Source organism: Enterobacter cloacae complex sp. SHL001 (assembly GCF_049236825.1).
GTDB classification, from domain to species: domain Bacteria; phylum Pseudomonadota; class Gammaproteobacteria; order Enterobacterales; family Enterobacteriaceae; genus Enterobacter; species Enterobacter hormaechei_C.
In genome coordinates, this window is the sequence record NZ_JBMKIP010000008.1 from 116,048 (window position 1) to 131,922 (window position 15,875).

18 protein-coding genes are annotated in these 15,875 nt (G+C 56.3%); 11 read left to right on the forward strand and 7 right to left on the reverse strand.

The window, feature by feature from the left end:
- Nucleotides 1-109: 109 nt before the first annotated feature.
- The 6 genes from rpsO to mtr all read left to right on the forward strand — a co-directional run bounded on the left by rpsO (nucleotide 110) and on the right by mtr (nucleotide 7,217).
- On the forward strand, nucleotides 110-379 hold the full coding sequence (rpsO, locus tag ACOTYH_RS19085; RefSeq protein WP_003861789.1) for a 30S ribosomal protein S15: 270 nt from the start codon (nucleotides 110-112) through the stop codon (nucleotides 377-379).
- Between the two features lie 242 nt (nucleotides 380-621).
- Nucleotides 622-2,760, forward strand: a complete 2,139-nt coding sequence (pnp, locus tag ACOTYH_RS19090) for a polyribonucleotide nucleotidyltransferase (RefSeq protein ID WP_017693919.1) — start codon at nucleotides 622-624, stop codon at nucleotides 2,758-2,760.
- A gap of 109 nt (nucleotides 2,761-2,869) precedes the next feature.
- Nucleotides 2,870-3,754, forward strand: a complete 885-nt coding sequence (nlpI, locus tag ACOTYH_RS19095; protein WP_003861782.1) for a lipoprotein NlpI — start codon at nucleotides 2,870-2,872, stop codon at nucleotides 3,752-3,754.
- A gap of 107 nt (nucleotides 3,755-3,861) precedes the next feature.
- Entirely contained in the window at nucleotides 3,862-3,942 is an 81-nt protein-coding gene (gene yrbN, locus ACOTYH_RS19100; RefSeq protein WP_097397692.1) for a protein YrbN, read from the forward strand.
- The gene (locus tag ACOTYH_RS19105) at nucleotides 3,935-5,830 is read left to right on the forward strand and encodes a DEAD/DEAH family ATP-dependent RNA helicase (RefSeq protein WP_003861780.1); all 1,896 of its coding nucleotides are present in this window, start codon (nucleotides 3,935-3,937) and stop codon (nucleotides 5,828-5,830) included. Before yrbN ends, ACOTYH_RS19105 begins: the two co-directional genes overlap by 8 nt.
- 142 nt (nucleotides 5,831-5,972) lie before the next feature.
- Nucleotides 5,973-7,217: a tryptophan permease gene (mtr, locus tag ACOTYH_RS19110; RefSeq protein WP_006812114.1), complete on the forward strand. Its 1,245-nt coding sequence runs from the start codon at nucleotides 5,973-5,975 to the stop codon at nucleotides 7,215-7,217.
- A gap of 98 nt (nucleotides 7,218-7,315) precedes the next feature.
- On the opposite strand, the gene ACOTYH_RS19115 is transcribed toward mtr, so the two are convergent.
- The 3 genes from ACOTYH_RS19115 to ubiU form a co-directional block, all read right to left on the reverse strand.
- Nucleotides 7,316-8,323 carry a luciferase-like monooxygenase gene (locus ACOTYH_RS19115; RefSeq protein WP_017382451.1) on the reverse strand — a complete coding sequence of 336 codons (1,008 nt, stop codon included), beginning with the start codon at nucleotides 8,321-8,323 and terminating at the stop codon, nucleotides 7,316-7,318.
- A gap of 78 nt (nucleotides 8,324-8,401) precedes the next feature.
- Nucleotides 8,402-9,280 (reverse strand): U32 family peptidase, encoded by an 879-nt coding sequence (locus tag ACOTYH_RS19120; protein ID WP_023295495.1) that lies wholly within the window; start codon nucleotides 9,278-9,280, stop codon nucleotides 8,402-8,404.
- A 7-nt stretch (nucleotides 9,281-9,287) separates the two neighbouring features.
- Entirely contained in the window at nucleotides 9,288-10,283 is a 996-nt protein-coding gene (gene ubiU / locus ACOTYH_RS19125; RefSeq protein WP_003861773.1) for a ubiquinone anaerobic biosynthesis protein UbiU, read from the reverse strand.
- Nucleotides 10,284-10,504: 221 nt separating this feature from the next.
- Between ubiU and ubiT the strand changes: the two genes are divergently transcribed.
- Complete coding sequence (gene ubiT / locus ACOTYH_RS19130) at nucleotides 10,505-11,029, forward strand: ubiquinone anaerobic biosynthesis accessory factor UbiT (RefSeq protein WP_003861771.1); 525 nt, start codon at nucleotides 10,505-10,507, stop codon at nucleotides 11,027-11,029.
- Entirely contained in the window at nucleotides 11,023-11,526 is a 504-nt protein-coding gene (locus ACOTYH_RS19135) for a GNAT family N-acetyltransferase (protein WP_015571968.1), read from the forward strand. The genes ubiT and ACOTYH_RS19135 overlap by 7 nt, the downstream gene beginning before the upstream one ends.
- Here ACOTYH_RS19135 and ACOTYH_RS19140 read toward each other — a convergent pair.
- A complete protein-coding gene (locus ACOTYH_RS19140) occupies nucleotides 11,513-11,842 on the reverse strand; it encodes a GIY-YIG nuclease family protein (protein WP_003861768.1) in 330 nt (109 codons plus the stop codon). The two genes, ACOTYH_RS19135 and ACOTYH_RS19140, sit on opposite strands and share 14 nt — an antisense overlap.
- A 14-nt stretch (nucleotides 11,843-11,856) precedes the next feature.
- Here ACOTYH_RS19140 and ACOTYH_RS19145 point away from each other — a divergent pair, with 14 nt between their 5' ends.
- A complete protein-coding gene (locus ACOTYH_RS19145) occupies nucleotides 11,857-12,291 on the forward strand; it encodes a YhbP family protein (protein WP_421637868.1) in 435 nt (144 codons plus the stop codon).
- Here ACOTYH_RS19145 and ACOTYH_RS19150 read toward each other — a convergent pair.
- Nucleotides 12,271-12,789, reverse strand: coding sequence for a type 1 glutamine amidotransferase domain-containing protein (locus ACOTYH_RS19150; RefSeq protein ID WP_015571965.1), 519 nt, complete (start codon nucleotides 12,787-12,789; stop codon nucleotides 12,271-12,273). The genes ACOTYH_RS19145 and ACOTYH_RS19150 overlap by 21 nt on opposite strands.
- A 128-nt stretch (nucleotides 12,790-12,917) precedes the next feature.
- Here ACOTYH_RS19150 and ACOTYH_RS19155 point away from each other — a divergent pair, with 128 nt between their 5' ends.
- A complete protein-coding gene (locus ACOTYH_RS19155) occupies nucleotides 12,918-13,562 on the forward strand; it encodes an NAD(P)H-binding protein (protein WP_023304489.1) in 645 nt (214 codons plus the stop codon).
- A gap of 40 nt (nucleotides 13,563-13,602) precedes the next feature.
- A complete protein-coding gene (locus ACOTYH_RS19160) occupies nucleotides 13,603-14,640 on the forward strand; it encodes a permease (protein ID WP_045907597.1) in 1,038 nt (345 codons plus the stop codon).
- 49 nt (nucleotides 14,641-14,689) lie between these two features.
- On the opposite strand, the gene dolP is transcribed toward ACOTYH_RS19160, so the two are convergent.
- Together dolP and diaA are read right to left on the reverse strand one after the other, a co-directional pair.
- The gene (gene dolP, locus ACOTYH_RS19165) at nucleotides 14,690-15,265 is read right to left on the reverse strand and encodes a division/outer membrane stress-associated lipid-binding lipoprotein (RefSeq protein WP_006812102.1); all 576 of its coding nucleotides are present in this window, start codon (nucleotides 15,263-15,265) and stop codon (nucleotides 14,690-14,692) included.
- 9 nt (nucleotides 15,266-15,274) lie between these two features.
- On the reverse strand, nucleotides 15,275-15,865 hold the full coding sequence (gene diaA, locus ACOTYH_RS19170) for a DnaA initiator-associating protein DiaA (RefSeq protein WP_003861754.1): 591 nt from the start codon (nucleotides 15,863-15,865) through the stop codon (nucleotides 15,275-15,277).
- Nucleotides 15,866-15,875: the final 10 nt, after the last annotated feature.

Below are 15,875 nucleotides of genomic sequence, written 5' to 3' on the forward strand. Positions count from 1 at the left end.
ATATCGCCGCTTAACGCCTGGTAAATTGTTTAACAATCTGCGGGGCGTACATGGGATAGCTGAATTAGAGATCGGCATCCTTACATTCTTTATACTTTGGAGTTTGAAAATGTCTCTAAGCGTTGAAGCTAAAGCTAAAATCGTTTCTGAGTTTGGTCGTGGTACTAACGACAGCGGTTCTACCGAAGTTCAGGTTGCACTGCTGACTGCACAGATTAACCACCTGCAAGGTCACTTTGCAGAGCACAAAAAAGATCACCACAGCCGTCGTGGTCTGCTGCGTATGGTTTCTCAGCGTCGTAAACTGCTCGACTACCTGAAGCGTAAAGATGTTGCACGCTACACCGCGCTGATCGAGCGTCTGGGCCTGCGTCGCTAATTCTTGCGAGTTTCAGAAAAGGGGGCCTGATGGCCCCTTTTTTCAACCAGACGGCAGCAATTCAATGGAAACTATTGTATTGTTGCTATAAATGATCTTCATTGCAGAGGTTCGCGCGGCTAATGAGAGGCTTCACCCATGGGGGTGTCGGTTGTCATTAGTCGCGAGGATGCGAAGAAGGTCGGGTTAAATCGTCAGCACACCTGAGGTGTGCTTTCAAACATTTAAGAAAGGACAGAATTTTGCTGAATCCGATCGTTCGTAAATTCCAGTATGGTCAGCATACCGTCACGCTGGAAACCGGCATGATGGCGCGTCAGGCTACTGCTGCCGTTATGGTAAGCATGGATGACACCGCTGTATTCGTTACCGTAGTTGGCCAGAAAAAAGCTAAACCAGGTCAGGACTTCTTCCCTCTGACCGTTAACTACCAGGAGCGTACCTACGCTGCCGGTAAAATCCCGGGTGGCTTCTTCCGTCGTGAAGGCCGTCCAAGCGAAGGCGAAACCCTGATCGCGCGTCTGATTGACCGCCCGGTTCGTCCGCTGTTCCCGGAAGGCTTCGTAAACGAAGTTCAGGTTATTGCGACCGTTGTTTCCGTTAACCCACAGGTTAACCCGGACATCGTTGCTATGATCGGCGCATCTGCGGCCCTGTCACTGTCTGGTATTCCATTCAATGGCCCAATCGGTTCCGCGCGCGTTGGCTACATCAACGACCAGTACGTACTGAACCCAACTCAGGAAGAGCTGAAAGAGAGTAAGCTGGACCTGGTTGTTGCCGGTACTGAAGCAGCGGTTCTGATGGTTGAATCCGAAGCTGAACTGCTGAGCGAAGATCAGATGCTGGGCGCTGTGGTATTTGGCCACGAGCAGCAGCAGATCGTTATCCAGAACATCAACGACCTGGTGAAAGAAGCCGGTAAACCACGTTGGGACTGGCAGCCAGAAGCGGTGAACGAGGCGCTGAACGCACGCGTTGCTGCACTGGCAGAATCTCGTCTGAGCGACGCATACCGCATCACCGACAAACAGGAGCGCTATGCTCAGGTTGATGTGATCAAATCTGAAGTGACCGCGACCCTGGTTGCCGAAGACGAAACGCTGGACGCTAACGAGATTGGCGAAATCCTGCACGCCATCGAGAAAAACGTTGTTCGTAGCCGCGTCCTGGCAGGCGAGCCGCGTATCGATGGCCGTGAAAAAGACATGATCCGTGGCCTGGACGTGCGTACTGGCGTACTGCCACGTACTCACGGTTCTGCGCTGTTCACCCGTGGTGAAACGCAGGCGCTGGTAACCGCGACCCTGGGTACCGCACGTGACGCACAGATCATCGACGAACTGATGGGAGAGCGTACTGACAGCTTCCTGTTCCACTACAACTTCCCTCCGTACTCTGTGGGCGAAACCGGTATGGTTGGCTCACCGAAGCGTCGTGAAATTGGTCACGGTCGTCTGGCGAAGCGCGGCGTGCTGGCAGTGATGCCAGAAGCAGACAAATTCCCGTACACCGTACGTGTGGTGTCTGAAATCACCGAATCCAACGGTTCCTCTTCTATGGCTTCCGTGTGTGGTGCCTCTCTGGCGCTGATGGATGCAGGCGTGCCAATTAAAGCCGCCGTTGCGGGTATCGCAATGGGTCTGGTGAAAGAGGGCGACAACTACGTTGTTCTGTCTGACATTCTGGGCGACGAAGACCACCTGGGCGATATGGACTTCAAAGTAGCGGGTTCCCGTGACGGTATCTCTGCCTTGCAGATGGATATCAAAATTGAAGGTATCACCAAAGAGATCATGCAGGTTGCTCTGAACCAGGCTAAAGGTGCGCGTCTGCACATCCTGGGCGTGATGGAACAGGCGATTAATGCGCCGCGTGGTGATATTTCTCAGTTCGCTCCACGTATCCACACCATCAAGATCAATCCAGACAAGATCAAAGATGTTATCGGTAAGGGCGGTTCTGTTATCCGTGCACTGACCGAAGAAACGGGCACCACCATCGAAATCGAAGATGACGGTACTGTGAAAATCGCAGCAACCGACGGCGAGAAAGCGAAATACGCTATCCGTCGTATCGAAGAGATCACGGCAGAAATCGAAGTGGGCCGTATCTACAATGGTAAAGTGACCCGTATCGTTGACTTTGGCGCATTCGTTGCCATCGGTGGCGGTAAAGAAGGTCTGGTACACATCTCTCAGATCGCTGACAAGCGCGTTGAGAAAGTGACCGATTACCTGCAAATGGGTCAGGAAGTACCGGTGAAAGTTCTGGAAGTTGACCGCCAGGGCCGTATCCGTCTGAGCATTAAAGAAGCAACCGAGCAGTCTCAGCCTGCTGCGGCACCGGAAGCCCCGGCTGCTGAACAGCAAGGCGAGTAAGGTTGCCATTTGCCCTCCGCGCAGGCGGAGGGCTTATTATCAGGCAGGACGCCTTGTTAAGCCGCCGGGGGACAGGACGTTCATCAATAGTTGTCTTCGGGAGTGGGAAATGAAGCCTTTTTTGCGCTGGTGTTTCGTTGCGACAGCTTTAACGCTGGCAGGATGCAGCAACTCTGCCTGGCGTAAGAGCGAAGTCCTCGCAGTGCCATTGCAACCGACTTTGCAGCAGGAAGTCATTCTGGCACGCATGGAACAAATACTTGCCAGTCGGGCTTTAACCGATGACGAACGCGCACAGCTTTTATATGAGCGCGGAGTGTTGTATGATAGTCTCGGTCTGAGGGCACTGGCGCGAAATGATTTTTCACAAGCGCTGGCGATTCGACCTGATATGCCTGAAGTATTCAATTACTTAGGCATTTATTTAACGCAGGCAGGCAATTTTGATGCTGCCTATGAAGCGTTTGATTCTGTACTTGAGCTTGATCCAACTTACAACTACGCGCACTTGAATCGCGGTATCGCATTGTATTACGGCGGTCGTGATAAGTTAGCGCAAGATGATCTGCTGGCGTTTTATCAAGACGATCCTAATGATCCTTTCCGCAGCCTGTGGCTTTACATCGTTGAGCAGAAGCTCGATGAGAAGCAGGCCAAAGAAGCACTGAAACAGCGCTTCGAGAAATCGGACAAGGAACAGTGGGGATGGAACATTGTCGAGTTCTACCTGGGCAACATTAGCGAAGCAACGCTGATGGAACGCCTCAAGGCGGACGCAACGGATAACACCTCGCTCGCTGAGCATCTCAGTGAAACCAACTTCTATTTAGGTAAGTACTACCTAAGTCTGGGGGATATGGACAGCGCTACGGCACTGTTCAAATTAGCGGTTGCTAACAACGTACATAACTTCGTTGAGCACCGTTATGCATTGTTGGAATTATCGCTCTTGGGCCAGGAGCAAGACGACCTGGCAGAATCGGACCAGCAATAGCTGACGACATAAACATCAGCCCGTAATCTTTTGATTGCCATCACCTTCACTGGTGAGGGCGTTGTTGTTCGTCAATACACCTAATTTGAGCCGGTTCACACTTTTCAATGAAAATTGCTAATCATTTTCACGATGAGCTAAGTAGACTGGCCGCCATTAATATCGAGGCACTTGTACTACATGGCTGAATTCGAAACCACTTTTGCAGATCTGGGCCTGAAGGCTCCTATCCTTGAAGCCCTTAACGATCTGGGTTACGAAAAACCATCTCCGATCCAGGCTGAGTGTATCCCACACCTGCTTTCTGGTCGTGACGTGCTGGGCATGGCCCAGACTGGTAGCGGTAAAACCGCAGCATTCTCGCTGCCGCTGCTGAACAACATTGATCCGGACCTGCGCGCGCCGCAGATCCTCGTCCTGGCTCCAACCCGTGAACTGGCTGTTCAGGTTGCTGAAGCTATGACGGAATTCTCTAAACATATGCGCGGCGTAAACGTGGTAGCCCTGTACGGCGGCCAGCGTTATGACGTGCAGTTACGCGCCCTGCGCCAGGGTCCACAGATTGTTGTCGGTACGCCGGGCCGTCTGCTGGATCACCTGAAGCGCGGTACCCTGGACCTCTCTAAACTGAGCGGTCTGGTACTGGACGAAGCCGATGAAATGCTGCGTATGGGCTTCATCGAAGACGTAGAAACCATCATGGCGCAGATCCCGGAAGGTCATCAGACCGCTCTGTTCTCTGCAACTATGCCAGAAGCGATCCGTCGCATTACCCGCCGCTTCATGAAAGAGCCGCAGGAAGTGCGTATTCAGTCCAGCGTGACCACTCGCCCGGACATCAGCCAGAGCTACTGGTCTGTATACGGCATGCGCAAAAACGAAGCGCTGGTGCGTTTCCTGGAAGCGGAAGATTTTGATGCGGCGATTATTTTCGTTCGTACCAAAAACGCGACCCTGGAAGTGGCTGAAGCCCTGGAGCGTAGCGGCTACAACAGCGCAGCGCTGAACGGCGACATGAACCAGGCCCTGCGTGAGCAGACTCTGGAGCGTCTGAAAGACGGTCGTCTGGATATCCTGATTGCAACCGACGTGGCAGCACGTGGCCTGGACGTTGAGCGTATCAGCCTGGTTGTAAACTACGATATCCCAATGGACTCCGAGTCTTACGTTCACCGTATCGGCCGTACCGGTCGTGCGGGTCGTGCAGGCCGTGCGCTGCTGTTCGTTGAGAACCGCGAGCGTCGTCTGCTGCGTAACATTGAACGCACCATGAAGCTGACCATTCCAGAAGCCGAGCTGCCAAACGCAGAACTGCTGGGCAAACGCCGTCTGGAAAAATTCGCCGCGAAAGTACAGCAGCAGCTGGAAAGCAGCGATCTGGATCAGTACCGTGCGCTGCTGTCCCAGATCCAGCCTGTCGCTGAAGGCGAAGAGCTGGACATGGAAACCCTGGCCGCAGCACTGCTGAAAATGGCGCAGGGCGAACGTAGCCTGATCGTGCCACCTGATGCGCCGATGCGTCCTAAGCGTGAGTTCCGTGACCGTGACGATCGTTTCGAACGTCGTGGCGACCGTAACGACCGTGGTCCACGCGGTGACCGTCCAGAGCGTGGTGGTGAAGACCGTCCACGTCGCGAGCGTCGTGACGCTGGCGAAATGGAACTGTATCGCATTGAAGTGGGCCGTGATGATGGTGTTGAAGTTCGTCACATCGTTGGCGCGATCGCTAACGAAGGCGATATCAGCAGCCGTTACATCGGTAACATCAAGCTGTTCGGTTCCCACTCCACCATCGAGCTGCCAAAAGGCATGCCGGGCGAAGTACTGCAACACTTTACTCGCACCCGTATCCTGAACAAGCCGATGAACATGCAGCTGCTGGGCGATGCACAGCCACGTCCTGACCGTGGCGGCGAACGTCGTGGCGGTGGTCGCGGTTTCGGTGGCGAGCGTCGTGAAGGCGGTCGCAGCGAAGGACGCGGTGGTGAAGGCCGTCGTTTCTCCGGTGAGCGCCGCGAAAACCGTGGTCCACGCCGTGAAGAAGGCGCCAGCCGTCGTCGTTTCGGTGACGCGTAAGCCTTTCGCTTCTAACGTAAAGTAAAATATACAGCCCCGATAGTTGCTATCGGGGCTTTTTTTATTCCTTTTGTACTCTTGTACTGGTACAGTGCAACACACTAAAATGCAGAACCACATTTTTCACTGGAGATAAGGCCGCATGGCAACACTAACCACCACCCAAACGTCACCTTCGCTGCTTGGCGGCGTGGTGATCATCGGCGGAACCATCATTGGTGCCGGGATGTTTTCCCTGCCTGTGGTCATGTCCGGTGCGTGGTTCTTCTGGTCGCTGGCGGCGCTGGTTTTCACCTGGTTCTGCATGCTCCATTCCGGGCTGATGATCCTTGAAGCAAACCTGAACTACCGCATTGGCTCCAGCTTCGACACCATCACCCGGGATCTGTTGGGCAAAGGCTGGAACCTGGTGAACGGGCTGTCCATCGCGTTTGTACTCTATATCCTGACCTACGCGTACATTTCAGCGAGCGGGTCGATTCTGCATCACACCTTCTCAGAGATGTCGCTGAACGTTCCGGCGCGTCTGGCGGGTCTCTGCTTCGCGCTGGGCGTGGCGTTTATCGTCTGGATGAGCACCAAAGCGGTCAGCCGCATGACGGCGATCGTGCTGGGCGCAAAGGTCATCACCTTCTTTCTGACCTTCGGCAGCCTGCTGGGGCACGTCACGCCGGCCACGCTGTTTAACGTTGCGGAAGTGAACACCTCCTACACGCCGTACCTGCTGATGACGCTGCCATTCTGTCTGGCGTCGTTCGGCTACCACGGCAACGTACCGAGCCTGATGAAATACTACGGCAAGGATCCGCGCACCATCGTGAAATGCCTGGTTTACGGCACGCTGCTGGCGCTGGGGCTGTATGTGATCTGGCTGCTGGGGACGATGGGTAACATCCCGCGTCCGGAATTTATCGGCATTGCGCAGAAGGGCGGTAACATTGATGTGCTGGTACAGGCGCTGAGCGGCGTGCTGAACAGCCGCAGTCTGGATCTGCTTCTGGTGGTCTTCTCGAACTTTGCGGTGGCGAGCTCATTCCTCGGCGTGACGCTGGGCCTGTTTGACTACCTGGCGGATCTGTTTGGTTTTGATGACTCTGCGATGGGGCGCTTCAAAACCGCGCTGTTGACCTTCCTGCCACCGATTGTGGGCGGCCTGCTGTGGCCGAACGGTTTCTTGTACGCCATCGGCTATGCGGGACTGGCGGCCACCATCTGGGCGGCGATTGTACCGGCGCTGCTGGCGCGCAAATCACGTAAGCGCTTCGGCAGCCCGAAATTCCGCGTCTGGGGCGGAAAACCGATGATTGCGCTGATTCTGGTATTTGGTATCGGCAACGCGGTGGTGCACGTGCTGTCGAGTTTTAATCTGTTGCCTGTGTATCAGTAAAACGTGCGGTCTGAACCCCTCACCCCGGCCCTCTCCCCATGGGAGAGGGAGAAAAGAATGTAGGCCCGGTAAGCGAAGCCACCGGGCAAAGCAAAAAACTACCCCACCAACTCCTCTTTCACCTGCATCGCTAAATCAAACGAATGCAGACGCGCCTGGTGATCGAAAATCTGGCCGTTAACCATAATCTCATCCGCCTGCGTTTCACGCAGCACCGCCTCCAGCCCGTGACGCACTTTCGCCTTATCACCCACCAGCGACATACTCAGAGCCTGCTGCACGCCATACTGCTCGGAGGCCGACCACAGCTGATGTATATTCTCTACCGGCGGCGGCAGCTGGCCCGTCTCGCCGCGACGCAGCTTCACAAACGCCTGCTGCATAGAGGTAAACAGGAATTCCGCGTCGCGGTTGCTGTCGGCGGCAATGATATTGATACACACCATCGCATACGGCTTCTCCAGACGTTCAGACGGTTTGAAGTGCGTACGATAAAGATGCAGTGCCTGATGCAGCATATCCGGTGCGAAGTGGGAAGCGAACGCGAACGGCAGCCCCAGCTGAGCGGCGAGCTGCGCGCTGTACAGGCTTGAGCCTAACAGCCATACCGGGATCTTTTCCCCGTACCCCGGCACAGGACGCACGTGCGGGTTCGGATCCCGCGCGTCAAACCAGTCCACCAGCTCGGCCACATCGCGCGGGAAGTTATCGATATCGCCGCTCATATGGCGACGCAGGGCGCGCATGGTCGGCTGGTCGCTGCCCGGCGCGCGGCCAAGCCCTAGATCAATACGGCCCGGATAAAGGGTATTCAGCGTCCCGAACTGCTCGGCAATCACCAGCGGGGCGTGGTTCGGCAGCATCACGCCGCCGGAGCCCAGGTGCAGAGTGGTGGTATTCGCCGCCAGATAGCCAATCAGCACCGAGGTGGCGGCGCTGGCGATGCCCACCATATTGTGGTGCTCCGCCAGCCAGTAGCGGTGATAGCCGCGCTTTTCGGCAAGCTGAGCAAGATCGAGAGAGTGCGTGAAGGCTTCTCTGGCCGAGGAGCCTTGTGGGATCGGCGCCAGATCCAGCACCGAAAACGGAATGGTTTTGTCAGTCATAACAGCTCACTTTGTCGACGGTCAATCTTTAATACTGCATTAAAAAATGATAACCGTTGTTAACAAAGTGAGCCTTTTTTACGCCTGCAATTCCAGCCCGGCGAGACGTCGCCAGTAACCGTTGCAGTCGCTGTTTGCGGTCAACGGTAGCGGCGAGGCGCCGTTTTCATTGGCGCGGAAGGCGTCCAGCATGGCGAAAACACCGGTATCAAGCGGCGAAAGACGCACCATATCCACCAGCCCGTGCATTGACGCCAGTTCGTTGCCGAGGTTATAGACGTAACCGCTCATGGTCTGAATGCCGTTGAGGACAAACACCTGCTGGTTCTCCTGCGACAGCATACTGCGGCCGTTCGGGTACTTAATGCAGCAGGTTTCGCACTCGTCTTTCGGGCGATCTTCGGAACGTGCGGTGAAGCAGCGGGCAGAGTAGGCCAGCGGCAGATGGCCGTAGCTCAGAACCTCCACTTCAAACTTGTTGCGAATGCCCAGCTCTTCGCACTGTGTGAGCAGGTTGGCCAGCCAGTCGCGGGAGAGCTCTACTGGCATGCACCAGCGGGTCATCCCCTGTTTGAGTAACAGGCGCAGGGTCACCGCGTTATAGCAGTTCAGCGCATGTCCGGCGACAAACGGCAGCTTACGCTCGGCGCACAGGTTTACCACGCCCAGGTCGCTCGCCTCCAGCAGGAACTCACCGTTTTCGACGTAGCGCTTCAGCTCGCCCAGTTCAGAGGACGCCTGCACCAGCGCCAGCGTCGAGAGCACCACCTGCTTGCCGCTGCCGGCCAGGTTTTTCGCCATATCCAGCCAGTCGCCCACTTTGGTGGCGCGGCGCTTGCTGCACACCGCTTCGCCGAGGTAAATCACATCGGCGCTGCTGTTAGCCGCCTGCTGGTAAAAATCTTCCAGCGTCTCTTTTGGCCAGTAGTAAAGCACCGGCCCTAATGAATATTTCATGATTATCTCACTGCCATTTACGGTGGTACGCGCCGAGCGTAGTTTGGGTGCCTTCAGACATCGCGCCGAGCGTCTCCATCCAGGCCGCTTGTGGAGCATAGTTTTGCGGGTCCGCCATGCAGCGGTCGATGGCCTGACGCCACACCTTCGCCACCTGGCTCACGTAGGCCGGGCTGCGCTGGCGGCCTTCGATTTTCACCGAGGCAATATTGGCGGCCAGCAGTTCCGGCAGCAATTCCAGCGTGTTGAGGCTGGTGGGCTCCTCCAGCGCGTGGTAGCGCTCGCCGTCCACCAGATAGCGGCCCTTACACAGTGTCGGATACCCCGCGTTTTCACCGTCCTGATAGCGGTCAATTAACACGTCATTCAGGCGTGACTCCAGTCCCTGCGGTGTTTGCTGCCAGCGAACGAAGCGGGCAGGCGAGCAGGCGCCGACGGTATTTGGCGATTCCCCGGTGAGATAGGAAGAAAGATAGCAGCGGCCTTCGGCCATGATGCACAGGCTGCCGAAGGCAAAAACCTCCAGCGGCACTGGCGTGACGCGCGCCAGTTGCTTAACCTGATGAATAGAGAGCACGCGCGGCAGCACCACGCGGGCTACGTCAAAGTGTCGATGATAAAAACGCACGGCCTCTTCATTGGTGGCCGATGCCTGAACAGAGACGTGGCGCTCAATATGCGGATAACGTTCTGCCGCATACTCAAGCATGGCGAGGTCGGCCAGGATCAGCGCATCGGCGCCCAGCTGGGCCGCCATATCCACGGCGCGCTGCCAGCGGGCATAGCCATCAGGATGGGCAAAGGTATTGATGGCGATGTGCAGTTTGCGCCGGTGCTGGTGAACGAAGTTAACGGCTTCCTGAAGCTTTTTCTCCGTAAAGTTAAGACCCGCAAAATGGCGGGCGTTGGTATCATCTTTCAGCCCGATATAGACCGCATCGGCCCCATTTTCGATGGCCGCCTTAAGCGCCGGAAGGTTTCCGGCAGGGCAGAGCAGCTCCATAATTTATCCCGATGTTGTCGATCGCAGGGATCGTAAAAAATGTTAACGAGCTGGGATTTTAATTAACCCATACGCGACAATTTTTGATTTAAGGCAGCTAATGGCGTATTGATGGCACCAATAATGAGGTATACCGGACAACGGTTTGTTGATTTACGCCGCTATCTTCTTGTCGGGATATGGCAAAATAGCAGGACTATAGCTATCAGGGAGTAAAGCTCGTGCTGGATAAACTGCGTTCACGTCTCGTACAATTTGGTCCATCAATGCTGAGCGTGCCGGTAAAACTGGCGCCGTTCGCGCTTAAACGCCAGGTGCTGGAACAGGTACTGAGCTGGCAGTTCCGCCAGGCGCTACAGGACGGTGAGCTGGAGTTTCTGGAAGGCCGCTGGTTAAAGATTGAAGTGCGCGATATCGGGTTGCGCTGGTTTACTTCCGTTGAGAACGATCGGCTGATCGTCCGTGAAACCGCCGAGGCGGATGTCAGCTTTAGCGCGGATGCCAGCGATCTGCTGATGATCGCCGCGCGCAAACAGGATCCGGACACCCTCTTCTTCCAGCGTCGTCTGGTGATTGAAGGCGACACGGAGCTCGGTCTGTACGTCAAAAATTTAATGGATGCCATTGAGCTGGAGCAGATGCCGAAAGCGCTGCGTATGATGTTGATGCAAATGGCAGATTTCGTTGAGGCCGGGCTAAAAACCCCGCCGGACAGTAAACACACTTCAGTAGGTGAGCCATGCTGATTCGAGTCGAAATTGGGATTGATGCGCCGGGTATCGATGCGTTGTTACGCCGCTCTTTTGCAGGCGACGCCGAAGCCCAACTGGTTCACGATCTTCGCGAAGATGGCCTGATTACGCTGGGCCTGGTTGCCACCGACGATGAAGGGCAGGTGGTCGGCTACGTGGCCTTCAGCCCGGTGATTGTGCAGGGTGAAGAGTTACAGTGGGTCGGCATGGCGCCGCTGGCGGTGGATGAAAACTACCGTGGCCAGGGCCTGGCGCGCCAGCTGGTCTATGAAGGGCTGGATTCACTGAATGAATTTGGCTATGCCGCTGTCGTCGTTCTGGGCGATCCGGCGTTCTACGAACGTTTAGGTTTTAAGCCAGCGTCCAGATACGATCTGCGCTGCCACTGGCCGGGCACGGAAACATCTTTCCTGGTGCATCCTCTGGCGGATGATGCGCTCGACGGCGTTACCGGTCTGGTGGAGTACCACGATCATTTCAATCGTTTTTAAGCAGGCTTTCGCGTAGCGCCTCGAAAGAGCCGTCCCCGTTGACGAGACGCTCTTTCTGGCGCTTCGTCAGCTGCTTGATGCGGTATTCCAGCCTGAGCGCCAGGGATCTGTCGCCCACGGCGGCTGAAAACGCTAACTGAAGTTCACCTTTCCCCCGCAGCGCCTTCGCCCCTTTCCCCGTTTGATGTTGTAAAAAACGCCGTGCCACATCGGTAGTGATCCCGGTGTAGAGTGCGTTATCAGCGGTTCGGACAAGATAGAGAAACCAGCACACGGTAAACAGATTCAGTATGTTAAGGTGAACGCACCATAGCATGAGAGAGAGCGAAAATGGAAACACTGGCCGCCATTAACCGCTGGCTGGCAAAGCAGCATGTCGTGACCTGGTGCGTCTGTAAAGACGAGGAGATGTGGTGCGCAAATGCCATTTATTACTACGATCCCGGGCGCGTGGCCTTTTACGTGATGAGCGAAGATAAAACGCGGCATGCGCAGATGACGGGCCAGCGGGCAAAAGTGGCGGGCACGGTAAACGGTCAGCCTAAAACCGTTGCGCTGATCCGCGGGGTCCAGTTTAAAGGCGAAATTCGTCGCCTGGAAGGTGAGGAGAGCGACGCGCAACGTAAACGCTATACGCGCCGCTTCCCGGTGGCCGCGGCGCTAAAAGCCCCGGTGTGGGAAATCCGCCTTGATGAGCTGAAATTTACCGACAACACCCTGGGCTTTGGCAAGAAGCTGCACTGGTTACGCGCCGAGCAGGCGTAGCGCTTCACGGTTAAACGCTGGCAGATCGTCCGGTGTACGGCTGGTGATCAGCTGATCGTTATCGTTCACCACTTCCTGATCGTAGAACTCGGCTCCCGCGTTTTTCAGATCGATAACGATCGGCTTCACCGCGGTGAGCTTACGCCCGCGTACCACCTCGGCGCTGATCAGCAGCTGCGGACCGTGGCAAATGGCAAATACCGGTTTACCGGTGCCGACGAAGTCACGGGTAAAGGTGACGAAACGCTCGTCTCCGCGCAGGGAATCCGGTGAATGACCGCCCGGTAACAGCAGGGCGTCGAAATCCGACGGGCTGACGTTATCAATGGATTCGTCAATGGTCACGCTGGCTTCGCCCTTATGGCCCTTCACGGTTTTACCCGCTTCTTTCTCGATGGTGACCACCTCGTGGCCCGCCTTGCGGAATGCCTCTGCTGGCGACGTAAATTCTGAATCTTCAAACTCGTCGGTAATCAAGACTGCGATTTTTTTACCCATGCTTCCTCCGTTGTTTTCGCTTCAGACTGTTTTTTTCCCGTTTGTGGTAAATACTTACCGGTAACAGACTTTTAAGTGTGGTAGAGCAGGCCCAGAACGCAAACGGACAATTCTGTAAAGGGGATAAGATGAGTCAGGTACTGATTACCGGCGCAACCGGGCTGGTGGGTGGACATCTGCTGCGGCTGCTGATCCAGGATCGGCATATCAATTATATCGCCGCCCCGACGCGTCGCCCGCTGTTGGATATCACCGGCGTCTATAACCCGCACGATCCACAGCTCACCGACGCGCTGGCGCAGGTGCAGGATCCCATTGATATCGCCTTTTGCTGCCTTGGCACCACCCGACGGGAAGCGGGCAGTAAAGAAGCTTTTGTCCATGCGGATTACACACTGGTGGTGGATACCGCCCTGACGGCGAAAAAGCTGGGCGCAAAACATTTCCTGGTAGTCAGCGCGCACGGCGCGAATGCAGGCTCGCCGTTTTTTTACAACCAGGTGAAGGGCAAAATGGAAGAGGCGTTAATCGCGCAGAAATGGGAGCGCCTGACCATCGCGCGGCCTTCCATGCTGATGGGGCACCGTGACGAACGTCGTTTTAACGAGTCATTTTTCGCTCCGCTGTTTCGTATCCTGCCGGGTAACTGGAAGTCCATCGAGGCGCGGGATGTCGCGCTGGCGATGCTAAAAGAGGCGCTGGCTCCGTCGCAGGAGGGGGTTAATATTATCCCTTCGGCAAAACTGCGTGAAATCGCGCAGGGCGAGGCGTAAACTTCCCCGGCTTATTAAATAACACCTTCCGGGGAATGGTATGACTGGTCAGTCTTCATCTCAGGCGGCAACACCTGTTCAGTGGTGGAAGCCCGCACTCTTCTTTCTCGTGGTCATCATTGGCCTCTGGTATGTGAAATGGCAGCCGTACTACGGTAAAGCCTTCACCGCCGCCGACACCCACAGCATCGGTAAATCGATTCTCGCGCAGGCCGATTCCAGCCCGCTACGCGCGGCGTGGGATTACGCCATGGTCTATTTTCTTGCCGTCTGGAAAGCGGCGGTATTGGGCGTATTGCTGGGCTCGCTGATTCAGGTACTTATCCCGCGTAACTGGCTGGTGAAAACCCTGGGACAGCCGCGCTTGCAGGGCACGCTGCTGGGGACGATTTTCTCCCTGCCGGGCATGATGTGCTCCTGCTGCGCCGCACCGGTGGCGGCGGGTATGCGCCGACAGCGCGTGTCGATGGGCGGCGCGCTTGCCTTCTGGATGGGTAACCCCCTGCTGAACCCGGCAACGCTGGTATTTATGGGCTTCGTTCTCGGCTGGCATTTCGCGTTTATCCGTCTGGCGGCTGGCCTGCTGACGGTGGTGCTTGTCGCTACGCTGGTGCAGCACCTGGTGAAAGACAACGAGGCCGGGCCTGCCTCCGTTGAGCTGGACGTCCGCGAGCCGCAGGGCAATTTCTTTGCTCGCTGGGGCAAAGCGCTGTGGCAGCTTTTCTGGAGCACCATTCCGGTCTATATCCTGGCCGTACTGGTGCTGGGGGCGGCGCGCGTCTGGCTGTTCCCGCATGCGGATGGCGCTATCGACAACACGCTGATGTGGGTGATTGCGATGGCGGTGGCCGGGTGCCTGTTCGTGATCCCAACCGCGGCGGAGATCCCGATTATTCAGACCATGATGATGGCTGGTATGGGGACCGCACCGGCGCTGGCGCTGCTCATCACGCTGCCGGCGGTGAGCCTGCCGTCGCTTATCATGCTGCGTAAGTCATTCCCGGCGAAAGCGCTGTGGCTGACTGCGGGGCTGGTGGCGTTGAGCGGAGTGATTGTGGGGAGTATGGCGCTTGTGTGAAAAAAGCCCGGTGGCGCTAGCGCTTACCGGGCCTGTAGTCAGGTGGTAATTACTTAATGTAAGTAAAGGCGGTGGTGACGTGTTTCACGCCGCTCACCCGGCTGGCGATATCCGCCGCCGCTTTCCCTTCACGTTCCGTCACCAGACCCAGCAGGAACACTTCGCCGTTCTCCGTGGTCACTTTCACGTTTGAGGATTTCACCTGGTCGGTACCCAGCAGCTGGGAACGCACTTTGGTGGTGATCCAGGTATCAGATGACGCGGTGCCGAGACCAATCGGCTGGCCCTGGCGGATCTCGTTAAACACTTCCGCCGTACCTTCCACACCCATCGCAATCTGTTTGGCGCGCGAGGCGAGTTCAGGATTTGGCGCCTGGCCTGCCAGCAGCACTTTGCCCTGATAAGCCGTCACGTTGATGCGTGCTTCCTTCTTGATCTGCTCGTCTTTCGACAGCGCACTGTTTACGCGCAGCTCAAGCGTACCGTCATCCACCTGCGTCCCAACGGTGCGCGGATCGGTCGCTGCTTTGGTGCCGACCGCTGCGGTGCCGACTACAGCGGCAGCGATGCATCCCTGAAGCAGTAATGCAGACATCACGACTGCAAGGGCCGATAAAACCTTCATGAGAACTCCTTAATCATCCTGGTGAGGGAAAAGCGTGTTATCGATCAGATCGCATAAGCAGTTCACCGTGAGCATATGCATCTCCTGGATGCGGGCGCTACGGTGCGAAGGAATGCGGATCTCCACATCCTGCGGCCCCAGCAGGCCGGCCAGCTCTCCGCCGTCGTAACCGGTCAGGGCGACAATCGTCATATCCCGGGTCACTGCCGCTTCAACCGCTTTAACGATATCCCGGCTGTTACCGCGCGTGGAGATCGCCAGCAGCACGTCTCCGGCATGGCCTAAGGCGCGCACCTGCTTGGCGTAGATTTCGTCATGCAGACGATCGTTGGCAATCGCAGTTAAGACCACGTTATCGGTGTTTAGTGCAATGGCAGGTAAACTCGGGCGCTCGGTTTCGAAGCGATTGATCATGCTGGCAGCAAAATGCTGTGCGTTGGCGGCGGACGTGCCATTGCCACAACAGAGGATTTTGTTGCCGTTGAGCAGCGACTGAACCAGCGTCATCGCTGCACGCGAGATCGCGTCCGGAAGGGCTTCCGCCGCGGCAATCTGCGTTTGAATGCTTTCTGTGAAGCACACTTTAATTCGTTCGAGCACGGTATCCCTT

What these genes read in the sequence shown, in the direction of transcription:
- rpsO (WP_003861789.1), top strand. Translation starts at nt 110, where the DNA reads ATGTCTCTAAGCGTTGAAGCTAAAGCTAAAATCGTTTCTGAGTTTGGT.
- nlpI (WP_003861782.1), top strand. Translation starts at nt 2,870, where the DNA reads ATGAAGCCTTTTTTGCGCTGGTGTTTCGTTGCGACAGCTTTAACGCTG.
- yrbN (WP_097397692.1), top strand. Translation starts at nt 3,862, where the DNA reads ATGAAAATTGCTAATCATTTTCACGATGAGCTAAGTAGACTGGCCGCC.
- ACOTYH_RS19105 (WP_003861780.1), top strand. Translation starts at nt 3,935, where the DNA reads ATGGCTGAATTCGAAACCACTTTTGCAGATCTGGGCCTGAAGGCTCCT.
- mtr (WP_006812114.1), top strand. Translation starts at nt 5,973, where the DNA reads ATGGCAACACTAACCACCACCCAAACGTCACCTTCGCTGCTTGGCGGC.
- ACOTYH_RS19115 (WP_017382451.1), bottom strand. Translation starts at nt 8,323, where the DNA reads ATGACTGACAAAACCATTCCGTTTTCGGTGCTGGATCTGGCGCCGATC.
- ACOTYH_RS19120 (WP_023295495.1), bottom strand. Translation starts at nt 9,280, where the DNA reads ATGAAATATTCATTAGGGCCGGTGCTTTACTACTGGCCAAAAGAGACG.
- ubiU (WP_003861773.1), bottom strand. Translation starts at nt 10,283, where the DNA reads ATGGAGCTGCTCTGCCCTGCCGGAAACCTTCCGGCGCTTAAGGCGGCC.
- ACOTYH_RS19135 (WP_015571968.1), top strand. Translation starts at nt 11,023, where the DNA reads ATGCTGATTCGAGTCGAAATTGGGATTGATGCGCCGGGTATCGATGCG.
- ACOTYH_RS19140 (WP_003861768.1), bottom strand. Translation starts at nt 11,842, where the DNA reads ATGCTATGGTGCGTTCACCTTAACATACTGAATCTGTTTACCGTGTGC.
- ACOTYH_RS19145 (WP_421637868.1), top strand. Translation starts at nt 11,857, where the DNA reads ATGGAAACACTGGCCGCCATTAACCGCTGGCTGGCAAAGCAGCATGTC.
- ACOTYH_RS19150 (WP_015571965.1), bottom strand. Translation starts at nt 12,789, where the DNA reads ATGGGTAAAAAAATCGCAGTCTTGATTACCGACGAGTTTGAAGATTCA.
- ACOTYH_RS19155 (WP_023304489.1), top strand. Translation starts at nt 12,918, where the DNA reads ATGAGTCAGGTACTGATTACCGGCGCAACCGGGCTGGTGGGTGGACAT.
- ACOTYH_RS19160 (WP_045907597.1), top strand. Translation starts at nt 13,603, where the DNA reads ATGACTGGTCAGTCTTCATCTCAGGCGGCAACACCTGTTCAGTGGTGG.
- dolP (WP_006812102.1), bottom strand. Translation starts at nt 15,265, where the DNA reads ATGAAGGTTTTATCGGCCCTTGCAGTCGTGATGTCTGCATTACTGCTT.